Raw genomic sequence first — 22,038 nt, 5'->3', positions numbered from 1 at the left:
TCTCATGCTCGTCCTTCGTGGAGGGAGCCCAGCGCGAGGCGGAGCTTGACGGCGGCGGGCACGCGCACGCGCTGCCGGCGGATGTCGGCGGCCGGCGTGGCACGCAGCCGTGCGGCCAGCTCGGCGAAGGTCGCGTGCGCGGCGCGCACCGCGCGCCGGCTGCTCGGGGGGAGGTCGGGGACCACGGTGGCCGCCGCGGCCAGGTCGGCGTCGATGTCGTCGAGGATGCGGTCCCGGTCGCGGTCGCAGAAGCGCTCGACGTCGAGGCCGGGGAAGTAGTCGCGACGCAGGACGTCGTGGTCGTCGGAGAGGTCGCGGACGAAGTTGAGCTTCTGGAAGGCCGCGCCCAGCCGCCGCGCCCCGGGGGCGAGCTCGTCGTAGGCGCGGGCGCGGTCACCCACGGCGTCGGGCGCGGCGAGGAAGGCTCGCAGGCACATCAGGCCGACGACCTCGGCGGAGCCGTAGACGTAGCGGTCGAAGCTCTCCTGGGTGTGCGTCGTGGTGTCGAGGTCGGTGCGCATCGAGCTGAAGAAGGGAGCCACGACGTCGTCCTCGATGCCGACGGCCTGCGCCGTGCGGGCGAAGGCGTGCACCACGAGGTTGCCGCTCCAGCCGGTCGCGAGGGCGTGGCGTACGTCGTCCTCGAGCCAGTCGAGCATGGTGGCCCGGGCGTCGCGCCCGAGGGCGGGATCGGGGTTGTCGACGATCTCGTCGGCGACGCGCACCAGGGCGTAGACGTTGCGGACCTGGGTGCGCACCGGCTCGCCGAGCAGGCGCGAGGCCAGGCCGAAGGAGCTGGAGTACTGGCGGATGACGACGGCCGAGCTCTCCTCGGACACCACGTCGTAGAGGCTGCGCGGGGCACCGCGACCGACGAACATGCTCATGCCGCCGCCTCGCGCGCGCCGACGAGGACCGAGGTGGAGGCCTCGAGGTCGTCGAGCAGCTCGACCGGGACCCCGGCCTCGTCGACCATGGCGCGCGCCGATGCGAGGTGCTGCGCAGCGAGGTCCTCGACGAACGCGCGGGACCCCGAGGTGGTGAGGAGCTCGCGCACCCGGGCGAGGTCGTCGTCGTCGAGGTCGCGCCCGACGAGCTGGCGCACCTGCTCCCACTCCGTGGTCGTGCGCGCGTGGACGAGCAGGGGCGTCTGCTTGCCCGCCCGCAGGTCGCTGGTCGTGCTCTTGCCCGAGCGCGCCGGGTCGCCGAAGACGCCGATCAGGTCGTCGACCAGCTGGAAGGCCAGGCCCATCGACCGGCCGGCCTCGCCGAGCCGGGCGACCACGGGCTCTGCAGCACCGGCCAGGACGGCGCCCGCCTGGAGCGGGAGGGAGAAGGAGTAGGCGCTGGTCTTCTGCTCCTCCATCGCCAGGCTCTCGGCGAGGGAGACCTCGTGGTGCGCCATCGTGAGGCGCACGTCTGCCAGCTCGCCCGACGCGGTCGTGTGGAGGGCGACGTCGAAGAGGTCGAGCAGGCAGTGCACGACGTCGGGCGGGGCGCCGCAGGTCGCCACGGCACGGACGGAGGCGGCGAGGGCCAGGTCGCCGGCCAGGATGGCCGCGGTGAGTCCGTAGACCTCCATCGCCTCGGGACCGGCACCACCGCGGTGCGCGGAGTCGCGGAAGGTGCCGCTGACGTTGGGCCGTCCACGGCGCAGGTGGTCGTCGTCGATGACGTCGTCGTGGATGACGAACGCAGTGTGGAGCAGCTCGACGGCGGCGCCCACCTCGGCGGCGGCCAGGTGCAGGCCCCCGCCGAGCGCGTCGTGCGTCGCGACGACCAGCCGGGGACGCAGCCGCTTGCCGTCCTCGGTGGCCGCGGCCAGCGCGTCCCAGAGCGCCGCGTGGTGGGGGTCGATGGCGCTCGCCCGCACGCGTCCCTGGTCCAGCAGCCTCGCGAGTGCCTCGTCACAACCGGTCGCCCTCATCGGTGCCCTCCATGTGCCGCTCAACCCACCGCTCCCAAAACCTATGCAACACTTCCAAGGAAATCTAGGCGAGAGGTGGAGGAATGGCACACCAGCATCCCACCTCGCCGCACCCCAGGTCCACGTCGTCCAGCGACGAGCTGTCGATCGGCGAGCTCTCCCGCAGGACGGGTGTACCCATCGCGACGATCCGCAGCTGGGAGTCACGCCACGGATTTCCGCGGCCCCGACGCCAGGACGGCGGGCACCGCCGCTACGACGGGTCCGATGTCGACGCGGTGCGGGCGGTGCTCGAGCGCCGTCGTGGCGGCCTCTCGCTCACCGCCGCCATCGAGCGGGCGGCGACGGCTGGGGTGCGATCGGGTTCGGTCTTCGCCGAGCTGCGCAGGAACCACCCCGAGCTGGTGCCCCAGGTGCTCTCGCGCCGCACCCTGCTGGCGATGAGCCACGCCGTGGAGGACGAGTGCTGCGCCCGCGCCGCACATCCGCTGCTCTTCGGCGGGTTCCAGCGCGAGAGCCACCTGCGCGGATCCCTCGACCGCTGGCGGGAGCTGGCGCGCACGTCGCGACGCACCGTGGTCTTCGCCGACCTCCCTGACCCCGCGCCCATGTCCGACGGCGCGCCCGTCGAGGTGGGCCTGCCCGTCGACGCTGCGCTGAACCGGGAGTGGCTGGTCGTCTGCGACGCCGGCGACCTCCCCGCGTGCCTGGCCGCCGTCGAGCTCCCCGGACGCTCCGGCGCGGGGGCCTCCGAGCGCACGTTCGAGGCCGTGTGGTCCCTCGACCCGCGCGTGGTGCGCGACGCGAGCCGCGTGTGCTCGGAGCTGGCCGACGGCTACCGGCCCGGCTGGCGGCCGCCCGGTCCGCAGCTCACCGACGACGAGCCGCCGCCCGCCTCGGAGGACCTGCGTCGCGCCTCCCAGCTCTTCGAGCGGATGATCACCTACCTGGACGCGACGCGGTGAGACGGACGGGGGTCGAGGTGACCATCAGGGCAGTGGTGCTCGACATCGGGGGAGTCCTCGAGGTCGTCGACGACGAGGTGTTCCCTCGGCCCGCCGAGGTCCGGCTGGGCCTGGCTCCCGGCAGCATCGCCGGCGGTCTGGCCGCCCTGCCGGGTGACGCGATGCTCGGTGAGGTCACCGAGGACGAGGTCCGGGCCGAGTGGCAGCGGGCGCTCGGGCTCGACGACGACCAGGTCGACGGGCTCGTCGAGGACTACTGGCGGTGGTACGTCGGCACCCTCGACCGTCCGCTGCTCGACTGGTTCGCCGCACAGCGCCCCGACCGGCTCACCGCGATCCTGTCCAACTCCGGTCCCGGCGCCCGCGAGCGCGAGCGCCACCACGGGTTCGAGGACGTCACCGACGACATCGTCTACAGCCACGAGGTGGGCGTGGCCAAGCCCGACCCCGCGGCGTACGAGCTCGCCGCCCGCCGTCTCGGCGTCGAGCCGCACGAGGTGCTGTTCCTCGACGACGTCGAGGCCAACGTCGACGCCGCGCGGCGTGCCGGCTGGCACGCCGTCCTCCACCGCGACACCGCCACGTCGATCGCGGCGATGGAGCGGATACTGGTCGAGATGGCTGAGGACTGACGGGCTCAGGACCGGTTGCTGCCCGGCTCCTCCGGCGGGTCGGGAAGTGGCCAGACGTAGGGGAGGTCGTCGGGCACCCCCGGGAAGAGTGGGCCGTAGTGCCTCGGGTCCTTGCGCACCAGCGCCGACTGGTGCGCGCGGTGGAAGTCGTCGTGCCCCAGCCACCAGGGCAGGTCGCCTGTCGCCGCGAGCTCGTCCTGGCTCCGGATGGCGGTGACACCGGCCGCCCGGAGGTCGACCACGAGGGTGGCGGCGCAGGTGTCGTCGTGGCCGCGACCGGTCCACACCTCGCAGCACGCGAGGGCGTAGCGTCCGAGCGCCTCGAGGTTCCCGCGCCACATCCGTACGGCGGGGTGGTGGCGCCAGCCGTAGCCGGGGACGGTGAGGCCCCGGACCACCTGGAGGCACTCCACGCGCTGCTTGCCCAGTCGCCTGGGGTCGAGCACGGCGGCCGACCGTGCGAAGTCGGGGTAGGGCAGGAAGGTCTGCATCACCGACCACGCTAGGCACGCGCGCGTCCGCGCTGCACCGCCCGGGGGGAGGGGGTGAACGCGCGTCGGCTGGGTACGGGGAGCCATGCACCGCACCTCTGAGCGCACTCACGACCACACCGACAAGCCCGACTCGCCGACCGAGCTCACGAAGCCGTCGTGGACCTATGTCCTGCGCAAGACGTGGCGGGAGTTCTCCGACGACCAGTGCACCGACCTCGCCGCCGCGCTGACCTACTACGCCGTGCTCGCGATGTTCCCCGCCGCAGTCGCGATGCTGTCGCTCGTGGGCCTGGTCGGCGACGGCCGCGCCACGGTCGACGCGCTCCTGCAGGTGCTGCGCGACGTCGGGGCGAGCGGTGCCGCCGAGGTCCTCGAGCCCACGCTGGTGGAGCTGAGCCAGACCTCGGCCGCCGGGCTCGGCCTGGTCGTGGGCCTCGCGGTCGCGCTGTGGTCCGCGTCGGGCTACGTCGGCGCCTTCGGCCGCGGGATGAACCGGATCTACGAGATCAGGGAGGGCCGCCCGTTCTGGAAGCTGCGCCCGGCGATGCTCCTCGTCACCCTGGTGTCGGTCGTCCTCAGTGCCGTCGTGGCGCTGGGCCTCGTCGTGACCGGACCGGCGGCACAGGCTGTCGGCGACGCCCTCGGGTTGGGCTCGACGGTCGTCACGGTGTGGAACATCGCCAAGTGGCCGGTGCTGCTGCTCGTGGTGATGCTGCTCGTCGCGCTGCTCTACTGGTCGACGCCCAACGTCAAGCAGCCGAAGTTCCGCTGGATCAGCGTCGGCGCCGCGGTCGCCATCCTCGTGTGGGTCGCCGCGTCGGTGGGCTTCGGCTTCTACGTCGCCAACTTCAGCTCCTACGACAAGACCTACGGCTCGCTCGCCGGCGTCGTGGTCTTCCTGCTGTGGCTCTGGATCACCAACCTCGCGCTCCTCTTCGGCGGCGAGCTCGACGCCGAGCTCGAGCGCGGTCGCGAGCTCCAGGCCGGGATGCCCGCGGAGGAGGAGATCCAGCTGCCGCCGCGAGACACCCGCAAGATCGACAAGGCGGAGAAGAAGGACCGCGAGGACGTGCTGCGCGGGCGCCGGCTGCGCGAGAGCGCGGGTCGTCGCTCCGACGCCGACGCCGAGACCGGCTCGGACCAGCGCGACGACGAGACGGTGCGGTGAGCACCTCCCGGGTCGTCCTCGTGACGGGCGCCTCCAGCGGCATCGGCGAGGCCGTCGTCCGCCAGGCGGCCCGACGCGGCGACCACGTCGTGCTGGTCGGTCGTGCAGCCGGTGCCCTCGACCGGGTGGCCCTCGCCTGCGAGGACCTCGGTGCCGCCTCGGCCCAGGTGGCGCAGGCGGACGTCAGTGACGACGCGCAGGTCGCCTCCGCCGTCGCCGCAGCGCTGGCCCGGCACGGTCGGCTCGACGTCGTGGTGAGCTGCGCGGGGGTCGTGGCCTACGGCCGCGTCCCCGACGTGCCGGTCGAGGTCTTCGACCAGGTGCTGGCCACCAACCTCAACGGACCGGTCAACCTCGCCCGCCACGTGCTGCCCGTGCTGCGTGACCAGCGCGAGGGCAGCCTGGTGCTGGTCGGCTCGCTGATCGGCCACATCGCGGTGCCGGACATGGCGGCGTACGTGCTGAGCAAGTGGGGCGTGCGCGCCCTCGTGCGCCAGCTCCGCGTCGACAACCGCGACGTCCCCCGCGTGCGGATCGGCTACGTCGCCCCCGGCGGCGTGGACACGCCGATCTACCGCCAGGCGGCGACGTACGGCGACTCGGTGGGGCGTCCGCCCTTCCCGGTCGACCCGCCGGAGCGCGTGGCGGACCGCGTGCTGACCGTCGCCGACCACCCGTGGCGGGGCGGTCAGGTCGGTCTGTCCAACGTCGTGATCCGCTTCGGGTTCACCGTGCTGCCGTGGGCGTACGACCGGCTCGTGGGGCCGCTGTTCAAGGTGGTCGCCCAGGACCTGGTGGCGCCCGTCGTGCACGGTCCCGGCAACGTGCTGGCGCCGCGCCAGGAGCTCGACCGGCTGCGCGGTGACTACGGCAACGCGCTGGTCGGGGTGGGTGCCAACCTGGTCGAGGCCGTACGCCGCCGTGTCGCGTCGGGTGCGTGAATCAACCCGCCGGGACGAAGGGTCCGGTGCCGTCCGCCTCTCCCGGTGACACGTCGGTCAGCACCAGCCCGGCGCGCGGAAGGGTCGGCATCCGGTCGGTGCGCACGTCGGGCGACGTGAGCGTGAAGCGCGCCCGGGAGAGGTGGCGGAGGGTGACGACGAGGAGCGCGGTGGTGACGTCCTCACCCGGGCACCGGTGACCGAGGGGCCCTCCACCTCCCTGCGGCAAGAAGCGGAACGGGTCGGGGTCCGAGCCCACGAACCGCGCCGGGCAGAACTCGTCGGCCTGGGTCCACTGGTCGGGGTGGTGATCGGTCCCCGGGACGTCGAGGACCACCCGGTCGCCCCTGCGGACGTCGTGGTGCCCGGAGCGGAAGTCCATGGTCGACAGGGCGGTGAGGGCGGGGACGAAGGGTGTGCGGCGGCGGACCTCGTGGGCGAAGGCGACGAGGTGCCGGTCGGCGTCCGGACCGAGCAGGGGTGCGGCGTGCCCGGGGTGCTCGGCGAGAGCCAGCGCGGCGAAGGTCCCGAGCCAGCTCACCGCGACGGTGGGGCGGAGCACGTTGAGCAGCTCGACCGCGGCGACCCGGACCGGGAGGTCGGCACCCGCCCCGACGGCGAAGGCGTGCACGGCCGTGCCCTCGGGCGGGCGGTGGCGTCCCTCGCGGGTGCGCCGCAGCAGGTCCCTCGCCCAGGCCTCCGCCCGCAGGCGGGCAGCCCAGGCCTTCGCGTAGGCGCGGCCCGAGAACCCGAAGCCGTCCACGATGGCCGCCAGGTCCTGGGCGACCTCCTCGGCGCGGAGCCCTGCACAGCCGGTGCCCGCCCACTCCAGGACCGCGGTGCCGTAGATCCTGACGAGGCCCTCGTGGAGGGGCACTCCGGGACCCAGGGCCCAGGCACGGAGGGCCTCGTCGAGCCTGTGGTCCACGCGACGGGCCAGGTCGGCCACGGCCTCGTCGTGCAGCAGGTCGAGGAACACCTGCTTGCGCACTCGGTGCTCCTCACCGTCGAGGCCGTGCACGGCGCCTCGGCCGAAGAGCAGGTGCGCCAGCGGCGGCGGGACGGCACGACGACGGCGCATCCGTGACTCGTCGTAGAACATCCGCGCCCCCTCCTCACCGCGGACCACGAGCGTGCGCCGGCCGAGCATGCGGGCCTCGAAGGCGTCGCCCCCCTCGTGCCGCGAACGGGCCAGCGGCAGGGCGTCGTACCCGTGACGCAGGAGCAGGACAGCGAGGTCGTCACGCATGCAGGAGCCGTTCCCACAACGGCTGGGACTATTCGTCCGCGGACCGTCCGACGAGTGCCCAGCCGCCCGTGCGGGTGCGGCGCACCAGCCCGCGCTCCTCGAAGGCCTCCAGCCACCCCAGCATCGGCCACTCGCCCCACCGATCGTGGAAGATCCGGGCGTTGCGGACGATGTCGGCGACGTGCTCGACCGGCGGCCGGGAGACCGGGTGCCACTGGTGGAAGGCGCGGGCCGCCCCCACCCAGCCGAGGTCGAGGCCGGCAACCAGTGCCACGCGTGCGAAGTCGGTGTCCTCGCCGCCGTAGCCGACGTAGTCCTCGCAGAAGCCGCCGGTGCGACGCCACGCGTCGTCCGAGCAGGCGAAGGACAGCGACCAGAAGAGGTCGGGGTCGGCGCCCGGCTCGCATCGGCCCGGTGCCGGCGCCGGTCGTGCGGGGTGGGGTGCGTCGAGCTCGCGCAGGGCGGACAGGTCGTAGCCGCCGGGAGGCGGCGGGTCGAGGTAGGTGACCGGTCCGGACCACACAGTGCCCGGCTCGTCGGCGACGACCTCGGCATAGGCGCCGACGAGGTCGGCGTCCGCCAGGCAGTCGACGTCGAGGAACACCAGGGTGCGCGCGCCGTGGGCGAGGGCCACCTCCGCGCCACGGTTGCGGGCCGCGGCGAGCGGGAGGCCGAGGGGGGCGCGGGGCAGGGCGGCTGCTGCCACGCCGGAGGCCTCGAGCGCGGGGTCGTCCATCGCGACGACGACGTGGTCGAAGGCGTCGGTGCTCGACGCGGCGAGCGACTCGCGCTGACGGGCGAGGTGCTCGCTGCGGCGGTGCACCACCGTGACCACCGCGGTGGCGCTCATGCCGCGGACCCGCGCGAGGCGACCTGCTCGACGACCGCAGCGATGCGCCGCGGAGCGTCGCCGTCGCACCACCGGGACCAGCCCTCGCCGTCGAGGAGGAGCGCCTCGTGGAGCAGGTCGCGCCACCCCAGGTCGGGAACGGTGTCGAGCACGACGGCCGGCCACCCGTCGGCCAGGGCGGCTGCGGTCACGTGCTGCTCGTCGAAGGGGCGTTGGGCCGGCACCACGACCGCGGGGACGCGCAGCGAGGCGACCTCCGCGAGCGCGTTCTGGCCCGGGTGGAGCACCACGACGTCGGCGTCGGCGACCACGGCCGCCGGGTCGGCGTGCCAGCTGCCGAGGGTGCGGCTGAGCACGCTCCAGTCCCAGTCGGGCGTCTGCTCCTGCGCCCGTGCGATCGACTCGCGGGTGAATCCGTCGCCGCCGGTGCCGGCCAGGAGCACGACGTGCGGCCGGGCGCGGTGTGCCGGGACGTGCCGCGGCGCCACGGGGAAGCGGGAGACGGCACCGACGGCCTGGAAGCGGTCGGCGTGGATGCCCGGGAGGCCCGGCAGCAGCCGGTCGGTCCAGCCCGCGGGCCACGGGCCGACGAGCGCGTCGGCGGCGCCGAAGCCGAGCAGGTGGGGCGGGTCGGTCCGCCGCCCGGGAGCGGTGAGCGCCACGACCGGCACGCCGTGCAGGCGCACCAGCAGGCACACCTCGACCGACTGGTCGACGACCACCGCGGCGGGCTCGTGCTGCTCGATCCACGCGGAGACGGCCGCCATGCGGTGCCGCAGGCCGGCGTCCTGTCGGGGCACCCAGTGCAGCAGCCCGCTCGACGTGACGTCCGCGTCGTCGTACGCCGCCCCCTCGTCGTCACGCGGCAGCTGCACCCACGGGCCGGTCCACGCCCCGGGGCGGGGGAGCGACGAGAGGCCGGTGACCGGGCCCGGGAGGTGGGGCGCGACGGTCAGCGCCCGGTGCAGGTGGCCCGTGCCGTGGTGGTGGACGTAGTAGCCGATCACGCCGCGAGCCTGCGGCCCAGCAGTCGGACGTACTCGTCCTCGTAGCGGTCGACCATCCGGCCCAGCGAGAGCTCGGCGACGGCGCGCTCACGGCAGCGGGCCCGGTCGAGGGTGAGGGCGTCGCGCATCGCCAGTGCCAGCATGTCCACGTCGCCGGCGACCGCGAGGCGGCCGGTGTCGGGGGAGAGCACCTCCGGCAGGCCGCCCCGGGCGTACGCCGCCACCGGGGTGCCGCACGCCAGCGCCTCCGCCGCGACCAGCCCGTAGGGCTCGTCCCAGGCGGGGGTGACCACGGCGACCGCCGAGCCACCGACCAGCTCGGCGAGCTCGGTCTGCGGCAGGTGCCCGGCGTACGTCGCGTCGGGACCGAGCAACGGCTGGACCTGGGTGCAGAAGTAGTCCTCGTCGAGCAGCGGGCCCGCCAGCACGATCGCGATCCCGGCGCGCCGAGCCGCGAGCAGCGCCTCGTGCGGCGCCTTCTCCGCGACCAGGCGGCCGGACCACACCGCGGTCGTTCCCCCGGGTCCCGCCGGCCACCGGTCCACGTCGATGCCGTTCAGCACGCAGGTGCTCTCGGTGATCGGTGCCCAGGACGCCGCCGTGTGGCGCGACACCGCAGCGAAGGAGCTGGCGCCGCGGTCCAGCCTGACCGCAGACTCCAGCCACCACAGCGGCGGGGTGTGCAGCGTGGTCAGCACGGGCACGGGCAGCGTGCGGGCCATCGCGACCGGGAGGTAGTGGAGGCTGTTGTTGTGGACGACGTCGAAGCTCGACCCGGCAGTCCCGGCGAGCGCGAGCATCAGGGCGAGGTAGGCGTGGTGCTCGGCGACCTCGACGTACGGCGGTGCGCCGACGTCGTGGCGGCCCGGGTGCTCGGGCAGTGGCTCGACGTCGAGCTCGATGACCCCGAGCTCCGGGTCGGAGCCCGGGGCGGCGAAGACCGCGACCTCGTGCCCACGGCGGGTCAGCTCGCGGGCCAGGTGCCAGGTCATCGACTCCAGGCCGCCGGTGAACGGCTCGACGATCGGGAACCGGCTGTTGGCGACCAGGCAGACGCGGAGCCGGTCACCGTGCCGGTCACGCTGCTCCTCACGCACGGTGAGGGCCGTCACCTGGTCAGCTCCCGGTAGAGCTCCTCGTGGACCCGGGCGACCTCGCGGCGCTGCGCGGTGCGCTCGTCGAGGGTGGCTCCCCACCGCGGGCGCTCGGCGTGCGCGCGCACCACGGCGTCGCGCAGCGAGTCGGCGTCGAAGTCGTCGCCGTCGTTGGTGTAGGTCAGGACCGGGCCCTGGTCGGCGTAGTAGCCGCAGGTCGGCGCCAGCACCGTGGTCTGCAGGTCGCGGCACGCCTCCAGCCAGCCGGAGTGGGTGCCGAACGTGTAGGGCAGCACCGACAGGTCGAGCGAGGCGAGGTAGGTCCACAGGTCGTCGTCGGAGAAGAAGTCGTGGACGTGCAGCTCGAGCCGCCTCGCCGCGGCCTGGCCCCGCAGCCAGTCCGACAGCGCGGCGTCGCGCCGGGCGCCGTCGGGGTCCAGGACGTCGCGGTGGCAGTTGACCTGGAGCACCGCGTCGTCCAGCCCGGCCACGGTGTCCACGAGGGTGGGCAGCAGCCGCATCGGGTCCATGTTGGCCCGCAGGCTCTTGAGGTGCAGGCCCACGCGGAAGGGCCGGTGGCGCCACAGCGGCCGCACCTCGAGGGCGCGGGTCATGGTCGGCAGGTCGACGACGTGCGGGTGCGGGACCACGAGCGGCGTACGCCCCCAGCGGGACTCGATCTCGCGCGCGGCCCCGGGGGTCAGCGTGATGAGGGCGTCCGCGGCCTCGACCAGCACGTCGAGCTGCTCGTCGTGGAGGCGGCGGTCGCTGTGGTGCGGGTTGCGCAGGTCGTGCACGGTGAAGACGAACGGCTTGCCCCGCCCGCGCAGCACGCGCGTCAGCTGGTCCAGCTGCTCCGGAGCACACGCGTCGAAGCCGAAGTGGAGGTGGAAGACGTCGAAGTCGGCCTGTCGGGCCCACTCGGGGTCGAGCATCACCGGCGGCCACCAGGTCGCACCGGCGGGGCGGTCGGGGTCCTCGGGCGCCGGGTCGGGCAGGCGTACGGCTCCCCGGCCGTCGGCGGGGGAGAGGTGGCGTACGTAGACGTGCCCCGACGGGACCGAGGCGATGGTGAGCGGCGGGGCCGAGGAGGGCGCCTGCCGGCGTTGCGCGAGCGTCATGCACGCGATGTACCCACCTCGGCCGCCACCACCGCGGTCCCCACCCGACCGGGTGTGCGGCGAAACCGGGGTGAGCGCGACCACGACCGGCCGATAGCATCGCCGGAGCATCCCGCCCCACCCTCCACACCCCTCACAGGAGCTCTCGTGCCCGACATCCAGGTCGTCCGCATCCACGCCGATCAGCGTGCGGAGACCACGGTCACGACCGGCACCAAGGCATGGGAGCTGTTCCGCGAGGACGCCGACGTGATCGCGGCGCGGGTCGCCGGCCAGCTCAAGGACCTGGCGTACGAGCTCGCCGACGGCGACGAGGTCGAGTCCGTGGCCATCGACAGCGCCGACGGCCGTGACATCCTGCGCCACTCGACCGCGCACGTGATGGCCCAGGCGGTGCAGCAGCTGTGGCCCGAGGCGAAGCTCGGCATCGGTCCGCCGGTCGAGAACGGCTTCTACTACGACTTCGACGTCGCGACCCCGTTCGTGCCCGAGGACCTGGTGAAGATCGAGTCCGCGATGCGCAAGATCATCAAGGAGAACCAGCGCTTCGAGCGCCGGGTCACCACCGACGCCGACGCGCTCGACGAGCTCAAGGACGAGCCCTACAAGATCGAGCTGATCGGGCTCAAGGGCGGCGCGGGGGCCGAGGGCACCGAGGGCGCGAGCGTCGAGGTCGGGGCCGGCGAGCTCACCATCTACGACAACATCGGCCGCAGCGGCGAGGCGAAGTGGTCGGACCTGTGCCGGGGTCCGCACCTGCCCACGACCAAGCGGATCCCGGCCTTCAAGCTGATGCGCAGCGCCGCGGCCTACTGGCGCGGTGACGAGAAGAACAAGCAGCTCCAGCGCATCTACGGCACCGCCTGGGAGTCCAAGGAGGCGCTCGAGGAGCACCTGCACCGCATCGAGGAGGCCGAGCGCCGCGACCACCGCAAGCTCGGTCGCGACCTCGACCTGTTCAGCTTCCCCGACGAGATCGGCTCCGGTCTCGCGGTCTTCCACCCCAAGGGTGGCGTGATCAAGCGCGTGATGGAGGACTACGTCCGCCAGCGCCACATCGAGGAGGGCTTCGACTACGTCGGCACCCCCCACATCAGCAAGGAAGGGCTGTTCCACACCTCCGGACACCTGCCCTACTACAAGGACACGATGTTCCCGCCGATGGAGTTCGAGGGGTCGGACTACTACCTCAAGGCGATGAACTGCCCGATGCACAACCTGATCTTCCGCTCGCGCGGACGGTCCTACCGCGAGCTGCCGCTGCGGTTGTTCGAGTTCGGCTCTGTCTACCGCTACGAGAAGTCCGGTGTCGTGCACGGCCTGACCCGCGTGCGCGGACTGACCCAGGACGACAGCCACTCCTACGTCACCCCCGAGCAGGCGCCGGGCGAGGTCAAGCACCTCCTCGACTTCGTGCTCGGCCTGCTGCGTGACTTCGGCATCGACGACTTCTACCTCGAGCTCTCGACTCGCGACGACGCCAAGCCCGACAAGTTCGTCGGGTCCGACGAGGACTGGGCGACGGCCACCAAGGTCCTCGAGGACGTCGCGGTCGAGTCGGGACTCGAGCTCGTGCCGGACCCGGGCGGTGCCGCGTTCTACGGTCCGAAGATCTCCGTCCAGGCCCGTGACGCGATCGGCCGCACGTGGCAGATGTCGACCATCCAGTACGACTTCAACCAGCCGCAGGGCTTCGAGCTCGCCTACCAGGCGGCCGACGGCAGCCGGAAGCAGCCGGTGATGATCCACTCGGCGAAGTTCGGCTCCCTCGAGCGCTTCTTCGGCGTGCTCGTCGAGCACTACGCCGGAGCCTTCCCGCCCTGGCTCGCGCCGGTGCAGGTGCAGGCGATCCCCGTCGCCGACTTCGCATCGGACTACCTCCACGACGTCGCCCGCCGGATGAAGGCGCAGGGGCTGCGGGTCGAGGTCGACGACTCCGACGACCGGATGCAGAAGAAGATCCGCAACGCGCAGCTGCAGAAGGTGCCGTTCATGATGATCGCCGGCAACGACGACATCGAGGCGGGCGCGGTCTCCTTCCGCTATCGCGACGGCCGACAGGACAACGGCGTACCCCTCGACGAGGCGATCGAGCGGGTCGCGCACGCGGTCGCGTCGCGCGAGCAGGTCTGAGCCGACGGTGGAGCGGGCCGTCGACCTCCTCGAGCTGCGCTTCGAGCCACACGGGACGCGTGGGCTGCGGCTGTTCGCCGCAGCCGTCTGGCAGGCGGTGACGCTCGCCGACACGGTCCCGGGCAACGACGCGACCGGGGCCGGCGGTGCGTACGTCGTCTCGCGGCGTGACGACGGCACCGAGGTAGTCCGGGTCGACGTCGCGCACGACGAGATCGGTGCGACGCGGGCCCACCTCGAGCAGCAGCTGGCCGAGCTGACGGTCGAGGAGCTCGGGGCAGCGTGGAGTCCGCAGCTCGACGACCGGGGAGGACCGCAGTGACCCACTCGACAGCACGACGGCCGGTGGTCGACCTCACCGAGGCCGAGGCGCGGCTCAGGCTCCCGCTCAAGTGGGGCGTGCCGGAGGGTGTGCTGCCCGCGTGGGTGGCGGAGATGGACTACGCCGTAGACCCGGTCGTGCTCGGTGCGGTGCAACAGGTGCTCGCCGACGGGATCACCGGCTACCCGACCTTCGGCTGGGACGCGGGGCTCGCGGAGTCGTACACCGCCTGGTCGGCGCGCCGCTTCGGCTGGGCGCCGGAGCCGCAGGCGGTGCACCCGGTCGTGGACGTGACCGCGGGCGTACGCCTCGCGATCGATGTCTTCAGCGGGCCCGGAGGCGTGGTGTTCCCGACGCCGGGCTACAACGCCCAGTTTGGGCTCGCGACCGTCACCGGTCGCGAGGAGGTGCGTCTCGACGTGCCCGCGTCCGCCGACCGTGCCGAGATCGACCTCGACCGCCTCGACCGGCTCTTCGCCGACGGGGCGCAGACCCTGCTGCTTACCCAGCCGCACAACCCGTGGGGCCGCGTCTTCACCCGCGCCGAGCTCGAGGGCATCCGCGACGTGGTGCTGCGCCACGGCGCGCGGGTCGTCAGCGACGAGATCCACGCGCCGCTGGTGCTGCCCGGCGCGGAGCACGTGTCGTACCTCGCGATCGAGGGCACGCACGACCACGCCGTCGCTGTCGTGGCCGCCTCGAAGGCCTTCAACACCGCTGGTCTGCGCTGTGCCCAGATCGTGGTGCCCGACCGCACCGACCAGCTGCGCCTCGTCGATCAGCCGATGTCGCGCAACGACTCCTACTCCCCGCTCGGCATGGTCGCTGCCCGCGTGGCCTACGACCATGGCGACCCGTGGCTCGCGTCGCTGGTCGAGCGACTCGACCAGCAGCGGACGCTGCTCGGGTCGCTGCTCGCCGAGCACCTGCCGGAGGTCCGGATGCGGCCGATCGAGGCGACCTACCTGGCCTGGCTCGACGCCTCCGCCTACGGCCACGACGACGCCGCGGGCGTCGCCCTCCAGCGCGGTCGGGTGATGGTCAGCCCGGGGGAGTCGTACGCCCCCGGCACGACCGGCCACGTGCGGCTCAACGTCGCCACCTCGCCGGAACGGCTGACTGAGGTCGTACGCCGGCTCGCCCAGGCCTGGACCTGATCGCTCCTTCTTCCTTCCTCGCCGGTTGAGGCGCGAGCGCAGCGAGCCTCGGAACCATGCTCACCCTCGGTGCTCGAGCACCCGCCGCCTCCCCCTCGGTGGTCGAGTAGCCCGAGCCTTCCCCTCGGTGGTCGAGTAGCCGGAGCGAGGAACGAGCGAGGGCGTATCGAGACCCGACCCACTGTCGGACCCCTTCTCTAGAATCGAACACATGATCGAGATGCTGGAGAAGGGGCCGGAGGCCGGGGCAGACGCCCTCGGCCCCGCAGCCCTGCTCGCCTCGATCCGAGCCTCGCGCTCCATCGAGAACACCGAGGCAGCCCGCCAGCTCGATCTGGCTGCCAGGTGGGCCGACCTGCACCCTCCGGAGTCGATCCACTCCGCCGCGTCGTTCACCGTCGCGGGGTGCGAGCACGAGGAGCCCATCGCCGGTCCGGGTACGCCGCTGGTTGCGGAGTTCTGCGTCGCCGAGCTCGGCACCGTGCTGGGCATCACGAGCGTGTCGGCGAAGAAGCTCATCGGTCACGCACTCGAGCTGCGCCACCGCCTCCCACGCCTGTGGGCGCAGGTCCACGCCGGACGGGTCCCCGCGTGGCGCGCCCGGGCCGTTGCGGAGGTGACCATCCACTCCACCCCTGCCCTCACTCGCGACGCGGCGCGGTTCGTCGACGCCCAGGTCGCCGCGGTCGCGGGGAAGATCGGTCCCGCGCAGCTGGACCGGCTCGTCGCAGAGACCATCAAGCGCTACGACCTCGCCGAGGCCAACCCTGCCGCGGATCCAGAGGACGGGTACCTCCATGTCGACCCGCGCCACGTGACGATCCACGACGAGGACGTGCACTTCGCCGGCACGGTGCGGCTGGAGGCTGAGATCGACCTTGCCGACGGCCTCCACCTCCACCAGGCACTCGCCCACGGGGCCGCGACGCAGAAGGCCCTCGGCTCGCACGAGTCGCTCGATGCCCGCAGGGCGAAGGCGCTCGGTGACCTGGCTCGGACACAGACCGCGCTCGACCTCCACGACCCTGCTGGTGGTCGACTGGCAAGTGACTCTGCTGGTGGTCGAGTAGCCGGTGAGGAACGAGCCGGCGACGGTCCTATGCCGCGTCAAGTGGTCATGAGGTCTGTTCGGAGGGCTCTGTAGACGCTGCGGGCGAGGTGGCGTTTGAGGCAGCGGATGATCTCGGGGGTGGATAGTCCTTCGGCGCGCCGTCGCTCGACGTAGGCGCGGGTTTCCTCGTGGCGGCCCATCCGTCCGACGGTGATCATGTAGAGCGCGGAGTTGGCTTGGCGGTCGCCCCCGGGATTGAGTCGGTGGCGGCGGGTCTTGCCGGAAGAGGCGGGAAGCGGAGCAACCCCGACGAGCTTGGCGAAGCTGGCTTCGGACCGCATCCGGTCGATGTTCTCGCCAGTGCTGATCGCCAACTGGGCGGCGGTCTGGACTCCGACCTGGGCCATGGCAAGCAAGGACGGGCAGGCCTGTTGCACGAGGGTCGCCAGGTGCTTGTCGGCCTCAGCGATCTCGCCGTCGAGGTAGGCGATGCGTCGCGCCAGCGCTCGTAGTGCATGGCGCACCGCGTGGTCGGGATCAGCGACCCGGCTCGGGTCGGGGCGCATGGCCAGGACTTTGGCTACCCGCTTCTTCCCGCTCAGCCCGATCAGGTCGTCGTGAAGGCGCCCGGATGCAGCGGTGATCAGGTCACGCAGCTGGCTGTACGCGGCGGTGCGGTTCTTGACCGCCGCATCGCGGGGGACCTTGATCACGCGGATCGCCTCCACGATCCCGGTCTTGACCTTCGGCCGACCGCTCGCGCGCCCGGCCAGGACCTGCTCGGCTGCCGAGTAGGCGTCGAGCGGGTCGGACTTGCCGTGTCTGACCCGGGTGGCCCTTTCCGGCCGGTTGACCTCGAACACCTCGAACGCACCCGCCCCGTGAGTGAGCAGGTGGCGGGTCAGCCCCGCACCGTAGGAACCGGTCGACTCCACTCCGACCGCGAGGACCGGACCGTAGGTCGCGGCCCACGACACCAGTTCGCCAAAGCCAGCCCTGGTCGCGGGGAACTCACGATCTGCCAGCCGGCCGAAACGAGCGTCGATCACGGCCGCGACATGGACCAGTTGGTGGGTGTCAACACCCACCACCACGCCGGCCCCATCAAGAACTTGTTCTTCAACAGACACATCACTCATGCTGGAAATGTCTCCTTCACCATCGTGTGAAAGATGACCTTCCAGGTCGGGCGGACAGTACAGCGACGGGAACTTCTTCAGGGTCCTATGAGGTCACGCCCGCCCGGCCTGGCCACCAGAACAGACAAGCCCTGCCGGGGCCGACACGTCGCACTTCAAGGCAGCCACACCAAGCAGCGCCAGTATCGAGATAGGTCAGACCCCGACCGGGTAACCCATCCTCCCTGTATCGAGACCCGACCTCCCCACCGCGCGGGAGGTCGTCCTCCACGCCCACTTCGACGCCAGCCTGTCCGGCGACGCCACGGTGTTCGGGCCGACGGGGCGGCTCGAGGAGGGCCAGCGACTTCTGCTGCTCGAGCAGCTCCAGTCCTGGTGCGGCGACTCGCGCACGAAGGTCACGGTCAAGCCGGTCATCAACCTCAACCAGGAGAAGTCCGCGCCGGGTTACGCGGTCCCGGACCGGATCCGTGAGCGCGTGGTCCTCCGCGACCGGACCTGCGTGTTCCCGTTCTGCGGTCGACCGGCCCGGGGTTGCGACGTCGACCACGTCATCGAGTACGACCACGACGCCGAAGCGGAGGGTCGACCTCAGCCCGGGCCTACGGAGACCGAGAACCTGGGCGCGTTGTGCCGGTTCCACCATCGCCTCAAGACCCACACGGCCTGGCGCTACGACATGGTCGCCCCCGGGGTGTTCGAGTGGACCTCACCGCACGGCCACCGCTACCGACGCGACCGCACCGGCACCACCGCGCTCGATCCGCCCGACCCAGGCCCACCCCGGATCCCGTCACCCCGAAGATGACCCCGCCCCGCACCCCGCCAGCAGTAGGAGGCGGGGTCACAGGCACGTCCGCACCTGCTCACCGTCCTGCAGCGAGCGATCAGACGAACCGCAGCGCGTCGACGTAGGCGTCCAGATCGGTGTGCAGGCGCAGCAGTCGATCACACGCCCGCTTCGTCTCCCCGCGCCCCAGCGGGTCATCGGCTCGCGTGGTGGCGTTGTGGGCGAGCCATCCTCCCCACGCCGCGACCCAGCCGCCGAGCACCCAGGGTTCGGCGTGCGGGAACACTCCGGCGGTACGGCCGTACGCCGCGATGACCCGCTGGAACCCGCGCGGACCGTTGCTCCAGTCGAGAGCCACCGATGCCGCTTCCCGGATGACAGGTCGTGGCCCCGCAGCGTCCCAGTCGAGCGCCATCAGGGTCTCGCCGACGCTCAGAGTGTTCTTCGGGTCGAGGTCGCCGTGCGAGCTCGCGTGGAGGGTCGTCACACCTGGCGCTGCCGTCGCGGCCTCGAGGGCGGCGAGGCGCGGTGCTGCCCGGCTCAGTCCGTGTGCCAGCGCGGACGGCAGGTCGGGGTGGTCGGCGAGCCCGGCCCATCGAGTGCCGTCCCAGGGCTCGTCGTCAAGGACGTCGTCGAAGGAGTCGGACACGTTGTGAATCCGAGCAGTGAGCTCACCGACCTCCTCGAGCCAGGCGTACGGCTGCACCGGTCGTCCCTCCACCCACCGGTGAACCCTGACGAGGTCGCCAGCCACAACGGCTAGGCAGTCGCCTCCAGCAGCGAGCATCGGCTCCGGGCACGGAACGCCGCTCCGGAACGCCGCGGCCTCGACGAGGTGAGCCCTCTCGATGTTGTCGCGGAACCCGGGCTCCTCAGCGTGGGCCCGCATGACCTTGACGGCGAACGCTCCCGTGTCTGTGTCGAGCTTCCACATCTCGTTCGACAGGCCTCCGGTCACGGGACGCACGGCAATGGGGCGGCCCAGCGCGAAGACCCCGGCGATCGCGTGGAAGGAACCCCCACCGTCCTCGTCGGACCACTGACTCGCGACTGCCGTGACCATGTCGCGAGGGTAGTCACGTGTCCGCCCTCGGTGCCCCCGGTCAGGGCGCGGAGAGCGTGAGGTCGATCGCGCGCAAGCGACCCCGTTCGTCCGCGACCAGCACCAGCGCGAAGTCCCGCGCGCAGTCGCGGTTCGCGGGCACCGGCCTGAGCACGACGAGCCGACCGACGGGCAGCGCGCCGGTGCGTGTCGGCGCGCAGGTCACGCCGTCGTACGCCGCCTCGTGCACGACGGGCGTCCCGTTCATCTGCGCTGTCCTGAGCGGGCCGAGGAAATCGATCGGGCACGACGTGGCGGCGTAGCCCTCCCAGCCCTCCGGGCACGCGGTCCACAGGCCACCGTCAGCGAGCGCCGAGGCGACGTCGACGGACGCCGCGGGCTCACCGCCCAGCGTCAGCCGCACCGACGCCCGGTGGGGAAACGACGCGGACCCGCCCGCGGCGTGGGCGACGAACCGCTCCGCCAGGCGACCGAGGTCGGGCGCGACGGTCGCAGCGACGGTCGGCGCAGGTCTCGAGGAGGCATTCACGGTCGGGTGCGGCGGCGCCCGATCGGTGGAGCACGCTGACAGCAGGACGAGCAGGACCACCACCCAGCGGCTCGTCGTCACCATGCACGTACGACGCGCGCGGCGACCGTCCCGTTGACCGCGTGCGGCGACCTCACACCGCCTTGACGTACCTCCGGCACGGCGACACGAAGGTCTCCCCGCCGGCCGTCACCTCGTAGGGCAGGTCGCCCTGGTCGCGCCAGCCGCACCTCTCGTAGAAGCGGCGCGCCCACGCGTTGCCCGCGACCACCGCCAGCCACGCAAGCTCGTGGCCACTCGTCGCCACCTGGCGCTCCGCCTCGGCGAGCAGCACGTCGGCCAGCCCGGTCCCGCGGGCAGCGGCCGCGACGAAGACCTGCTCCACCTCGTCGCCGACCACCATCACGAAGCCGAGCAGCGCACCGTCCTCGGAGACCGCCACCGTGGTGTCGGCGACGCGGGTGGGCGTGCGCTCGTGGAAGGCCGGCAGCGTGCGGGCGGCGGTGAGCCCCTCGGGCACGTGCCCGGCGTGGCCGTCGTGCCAGCCCCCGTGCCACAGGTCGGCGACCGCGGCCATGTCGGCGGCGACGGCCGGTCGGATCGAGGTCACGGGCCCACCCTAGGATCGCGGGCATGAGTGACGACGCGCTGGAGCGGATCTGGACGCCCCACCGGATGGCCTACGTCCGCTCGGCCGTCGACGACGAGGGCTGCCCGTTCTGCGCGATCCCCGCCCACCCCGACGACGAGTCGCTGGTCGTGGCGCGGGGCGAGTCGACGTACGTCGTGCTCAACCTGCACCCCTACAACCCCGGTCACCTCATGGTCCTGCCCTACCGCCACGTCGCGGACCTCGCCGACCTCACGCCCGAGGAGTCGCTCGAGCTCATGGCGATGACGCAGCAGTCGCTGCGCGCGATCCGCGCGGTGAGCCAGCCGCAGTCCTTCAACGTCGGGCTCAACCTCGGCCGCTCGGCCGGCGGGTCGCTCTCGGAGCACCTGCACCAGCACGTGGTCCCGCGCTGGACCGGCGACGCCAACTTCATCACCGTCGTCGGCGGCGCCAAGATCCTCCCGCAGCTGCTCGCCGACACGCGCCGGCTGCTCGCCGACGCGTGGGACGGGGCTCAGGCTACGGCGTAGGGGTGCTCGGGCCCCCGTCCCTGGAACGCCAGGATCGCGGGGTTGCAGACCCGCCCGTCGCGGACCTCGATGGCCCGGCGGATCGTCTCGTCGGCGTCCCACTCCCCGGGGCCACCGAGCACGGTGTCGACGAACGGCAGCAACGCCTCGCTGTTCTCCCACGTCGCCGAGCTCCAGAGGTACGACGGGCTGTGGTCGACCGCGTAGTAGTGGACCCGGTCGCCGACGGTGAACATCGGGTCGTCGAACGTGGTCGGCACCGCCCACTCGAAGCCCATCGCCTCGTCGCACGACACGTCCACGACCAGGCTGCCCTGGCGGAAGGCCGCGACGTCCGCGGTGCGCAGGTAGGTCAGCGGCGCCGCGGTGTCCTGCAGTGTGCAGTTCACGACGATGTCGTTCTCCGCGAGGTACGCCGCCAGCGGCTCACGTCCGCGGTCGGTGATCACGTGGCTGACGCCCGGGGTGTCGGGGTCGTGGTCGAACTGGCGGATCCGCACCGAGTGGATCGGCGATCCGACGGCCGCGACCCCGCGCGTGGTCAGGACCGCGACGTCGGCGACGCCGTGGGCCTTCAGGGCGGTGACGGCCCCGCGCGCCGTGGCGCCGAACCCGATCACCACCGCGCTGAGCCGTCGCCCGTAGTCGCCGGTGATCCCGATGAGCTGCATGGCCTGGAGCACCGAGCAGTAGCCGGCGAGCTCGTTGTTCTTGTGGAAGACGTGCAGGCCGACGTGGCCGTCGGACGTCCAGTGGTTCATCGCCTCGAAGGCGATCAGCGTCAGCTCGCGGTCGATCGCGAGCTGCGTCATCCGTTCGTCCTGCACGCAGTGCGGCCACCCCCACAGCACCTGGCCGGGACGCATCATCGCGACGTCCTCGTGCTGCGGCTTGGGCAGCACCACGACGTCGGCGTCGCGCAGGATCTCCTCGCGGGAAGCGAAGCCCGCCACGAGCGGGGCGAGCTCGTCGTCGCCCACGCCGAAGCGGGCGGCGTACCCGTGCTCGAGCGTGGTGCGTGCCGCCACCTCGGGCGCGAGGCGCGAGAGGTGGTCGGGGTGGAGCGGGAGGCGGTGCTCGTTCTCCTTGGCGGACGTGCCGATGACGCCGAGGCTGAGCCGACTCACTTCTTCTTCGGAGGGAGGAACGTCTCGTCGGCGCCGCTCTTCCCGGCCGCCTTCGCGTGCTTGTCGGCACGCTTCTCCTTGATGGACTTGCCGGACTTCTTGGACATGCCTTGCCGTGGCGACTTGTCGCTCATCG

24 protein-coding genes are annotated in these 22,038 nt (G+C 72.4%); 10 read left to right on the top strand and 14 right to left on the bottom strand.

From position 1 onward, the window contains the following. Positions 1-2 precede the first annotated feature (2 nt). Both CFI00_RS14185 and CFI00_RS14180 read right to left on the bottom strand, forming a co-directional pair. Entirely contained in the window at positions 3-887 is an 885-nt protein-coding gene (locus CFI00_RS14185) for a squalene/phytoene synthase family protein (protein ID WP_207081767.1), read from the bottom strand. Continuing rightward, positions 884-1,927 (bottom strand): polyprenyl synthetase family protein, encoded by a 1,044-nt coding sequence (locus CFI00_RS14180; RefSeq protein ID WP_207081766.1) that lies wholly within the window; start codon positions 1,925-1,927, stop codon positions 884-886. The genes CFI00_RS14185 and CFI00_RS14180 overlap by 4 nt, the downstream gene beginning before the upstream one ends. A gap of 83 nt (positions 1,928-2,010) precedes the next feature. Here CFI00_RS14180 and CFI00_RS14175 point away from each other — a divergent pair, with 83 nt between their 5' ends. Beyond that, the gene (locus CFI00_RS14175; RefSeq protein ID WP_207081765.1) at positions 2,011-2,892 is read left to right on the top strand and encodes a DICT sensory domain-containing protein; all 882 of its coding nucleotides are present in this window, start codon (positions 2,011-2,013) and stop codon (positions 2,890-2,892) included. Between the two features lie 17 nt (positions 2,893-2,909). Then, a complete protein-coding gene (locus CFI00_RS14170) occupies positions 2,910-3,524 on the top strand; it encodes an HAD-IA family hydrolase (protein WP_207081764.1) in 615 nt (204 codons plus the stop codon). A gap of 5 nt (positions 3,525-3,529) precedes the next feature. On the opposite strand, the gene CFI00_RS14165 is transcribed toward CFI00_RS14170, so the two are convergent. Next, the gene (locus CFI00_RS14165; RefSeq protein ID WP_207081763.1) at positions 3,530-4,015 is read right to left on the bottom strand and encodes an MSMEG_6728 family protein; all 486 of its coding nucleotides are present in this window, start codon (positions 4,013-4,015) and stop codon (positions 3,530-3,532) included. Positions 4,016-4,100: 85 nt separating this feature from the next. Here CFI00_RS14165 and CFI00_RS14160 point away from each other — a divergent pair, with 85 nt between their 5' ends. Then, positions 4,101-5,186, top strand: coding sequence for a YihY/virulence factor BrkB family protein (locus CFI00_RS14160; RefSeq protein WP_207081762.1), 1,086 nt, complete (start codon positions 4,101-4,103; stop codon positions 5,184-5,186). Continuing rightward, positions 5,183-6,127 carry an SDR family NAD(P)-dependent oxidoreductase gene (locus CFI00_RS14155; RefSeq protein ID WP_207081761.1) on the top strand — a complete coding sequence of 315 codons (945 nt, stop codon included), beginning with the start codon at positions 5,183-5,185 and terminating at the stop codon, positions 6,125-6,127. The genes CFI00_RS14160 and CFI00_RS14155 overlap by 4 nt, the downstream gene beginning before the upstream one ends. A 1-nt stretch (position 6,128) precedes the next feature. On the opposite strand, the gene CFI00_RS14150 is transcribed toward CFI00_RS14155, so the two are convergent. The 5 genes from CFI00_RS14150 to CFI00_RS14130 are packed head-to-tail and all read right to left on the bottom strand — an operon-like array spanning position 6,129 to position 11,448. Further along, entirely contained in the window at positions 6,129-7,376 is a 1,248-nt protein-coding gene (locus CFI00_RS14150) for a cytochrome P450 (RefSeq protein ID WP_207081760.1), read from the bottom strand. 28 nt (positions 7,377-7,404) lie between these two features. Continuing rightward, a complete protein-coding gene (locus tag CFI00_RS14145; protein WP_207081759.1) occupies positions 7,405-8,226 on the bottom strand; it encodes a galactosyltransferase-related protein in 822 nt (273 codons plus the stop codon). Further along, positions 8,223-9,233, bottom strand: coding sequence for a glycosyltransferase (locus CFI00_RS14140; RefSeq protein ID WP_207081758.1), 1,011 nt, complete (start codon positions 9,231-9,233; stop codon positions 8,223-8,225). The genes CFI00_RS14145 and CFI00_RS14140 overlap by 4 nt, the downstream gene beginning before the upstream one ends. Then, on the bottom strand, positions 9,230-10,345 hold the full coding sequence (locus CFI00_RS14135) for a glycosyltransferase (RefSeq protein WP_242532401.1): 1,116 nt from the start codon (positions 10,343-10,345) through the stop codon (positions 9,230-9,232). Before CFI00_RS14135 ends, CFI00_RS14140 begins: the two co-directional genes overlap by 4 nt. Then, the gene (locus tag CFI00_RS14130; RefSeq protein WP_207081757.1) at positions 10,342-11,448 is read right to left on the bottom strand and encodes a glycosyltransferase; all 1,107 of its coding nucleotides are present in this window, start codon (positions 11,446-11,448) and stop codon (positions 10,342-10,344) included. The genes CFI00_RS14135 and CFI00_RS14130 overlap by 4 nt, the downstream gene beginning before the upstream one ends. A 171-nt stretch (positions 11,449-11,619) precedes the next feature. Between CFI00_RS14130 and thrS the strand changes: the two genes are divergently transcribed. From thrS to CFI00_RS14110, 4 genes are all read left to right on the top strand, one after another. Beyond that, positions 11,620-13,581 carry a threonine--tRNA ligase gene (gene thrS / locus CFI00_RS14125; protein ID WP_242532887.1) on the top strand — a complete coding sequence of 654 codons (1,962 nt, stop codon included), beginning with the start codon at positions 11,620-11,622 and terminating at the stop codon, positions 13,579-13,581. A gap of 7 nt (positions 13,582-13,588) precedes the next feature. Further along, positions 13,589-13,903, top strand: a complete 315-nt coding sequence (locus tag CFI00_RS14120) for a hypothetical protein (RefSeq protein WP_207081755.1) — start codon at positions 13,589-13,591, stop codon at positions 13,901-13,903. Continuing rightward, entirely contained in the window at positions 13,900-15,060 is a 1,161-nt protein-coding gene (locus CFI00_RS14115; protein ID WP_207081754.1) for an aminotransferase class I/II-fold pyridoxal phosphate-dependent enzyme, read from the top strand. Before CFI00_RS14120 ends, CFI00_RS14115 begins: the two co-directional genes overlap by 4 nt. A 211-nt stretch (positions 15,061-15,271) precedes the next feature. After that, a complete protein-coding gene (locus CFI00_RS14110) occupies positions 15,272-16,204 on the top strand; it encodes a DUF222 domain-containing protein (protein WP_207081753.1) in 933 nt (310 codons plus the stop codon). On the opposite strand, the gene CFI00_RS14105 is transcribed toward CFI00_RS14110, so the two are convergent. Beyond that, positions 16,168-17,250, bottom strand: coding sequence for an IS110 family transposase (locus tag CFI00_RS14105; protein ID WP_207081523.1), 1,083 nt, complete (start codon positions 17,248-17,250; stop codon positions 16,168-16,170). The genes CFI00_RS14110 and CFI00_RS14105 overlap by 37 nt on opposite strands. Before the next feature lie 307 nt (positions 17,251-17,557). Between CFI00_RS14105 and CFI00_RS14100 the strand changes: the two genes are divergently transcribed. Beyond that, positions 17,558-18,058: an HNH endonuclease signature motif containing protein gene (locus CFI00_RS14100; RefSeq protein WP_207081752.1), complete on the top strand. Its 501-nt coding sequence runs from the start codon at positions 17,558-17,560 to the stop codon at positions 18,056-18,058. A 79-nt stretch (positions 18,059-18,137) separates the two neighbouring features. On the opposite strand, the gene CFI00_RS14095 is transcribed toward CFI00_RS14100, so the two are convergent. The 3 genes from CFI00_RS14095 to CFI00_RS14085 are packed head-to-tail and all read right to left on the bottom strand — an operon-like array spanning position 18,138 to position 20,242. Beyond that, positions 18,138-19,103 carry a phosphotransferase gene (locus CFI00_RS14095; protein ID WP_207081751.1) on the bottom strand — a complete coding sequence of 322 codons (966 nt, stop codon included), beginning with the start codon at positions 19,101-19,103 and terminating at the stop codon, positions 18,138-18,140. Between the two features lie 40 nt (positions 19,104-19,143). Then, a complete protein-coding gene (locus CFI00_RS14090; RefSeq protein ID WP_207081750.1) occupies positions 19,144-19,716 on the bottom strand; it encodes a hypothetical protein in 573 nt (190 codons plus the stop codon). Positions 19,717-19,765: 49 nt separating this feature from the next. Beyond that, positions 19,766-20,242 (bottom strand): GNAT family N-acetyltransferase, encoded by a 477-nt coding sequence (locus CFI00_RS14085; RefSeq protein ID WP_242532400.1) that lies wholly within the window; start codon positions 20,240-20,242, stop codon positions 19,766-19,768. A gap of 23 nt (positions 20,243-20,265) precedes the next feature. Here CFI00_RS14085 and CFI00_RS14080 point away from each other — a divergent pair, with 23 nt between their 5' ends. After that, a complete protein-coding gene (locus tag CFI00_RS14080) occupies positions 20,266-20,775 on the top strand; it encodes an HIT domain-containing protein (RefSeq protein WP_207081749.1) in 510 nt (169 codons plus the stop codon). Here the strand turns inward: CFI00_RS14080 and CFI00_RS14075 are convergent. Both CFI00_RS14075 and CFI00_RS14070 read right to left on the bottom strand, forming a co-directional pair. Further along, positions 20,760-21,902 carry a N(5)-(carboxyethyl)ornithine synthase gene (locus tag CFI00_RS14075; RefSeq protein ID WP_207081748.1) on the bottom strand — a complete coding sequence of 381 codons (1,143 nt, stop codon included), beginning with the start codon at positions 21,900-21,902 and terminating at the stop codon, positions 20,760-20,762. The two genes, CFI00_RS14080 and CFI00_RS14075, sit on opposite strands and share 16 nt — an antisense overlap. Then, a complete protein-coding gene (locus CFI00_RS14070) occupies positions 21,899-22,036 on the bottom strand; it encodes a hypothetical protein (protein WP_165354226.1) in 138 nt (45 codons plus the stop codon). Before CFI00_RS14070 ends, CFI00_RS14075 begins: the two co-directional genes overlap by 4 nt. Positions 22,037-22,038: the final 2 nt, after the last annotated feature.

The sequence above is a fragment of the Nocardioides sp. S5 genome (genome assembly GCF_017310035.1).
In the GTDB taxonomy this organism is placed as follows: Bacteria; Actinomycetota; Actinomycetes; order Propionibacteriales; family Nocardioidaceae; genus Nocardioides.
This window is presented reverse-complemented; position numbering and strand designations above follow the sequence as displayed.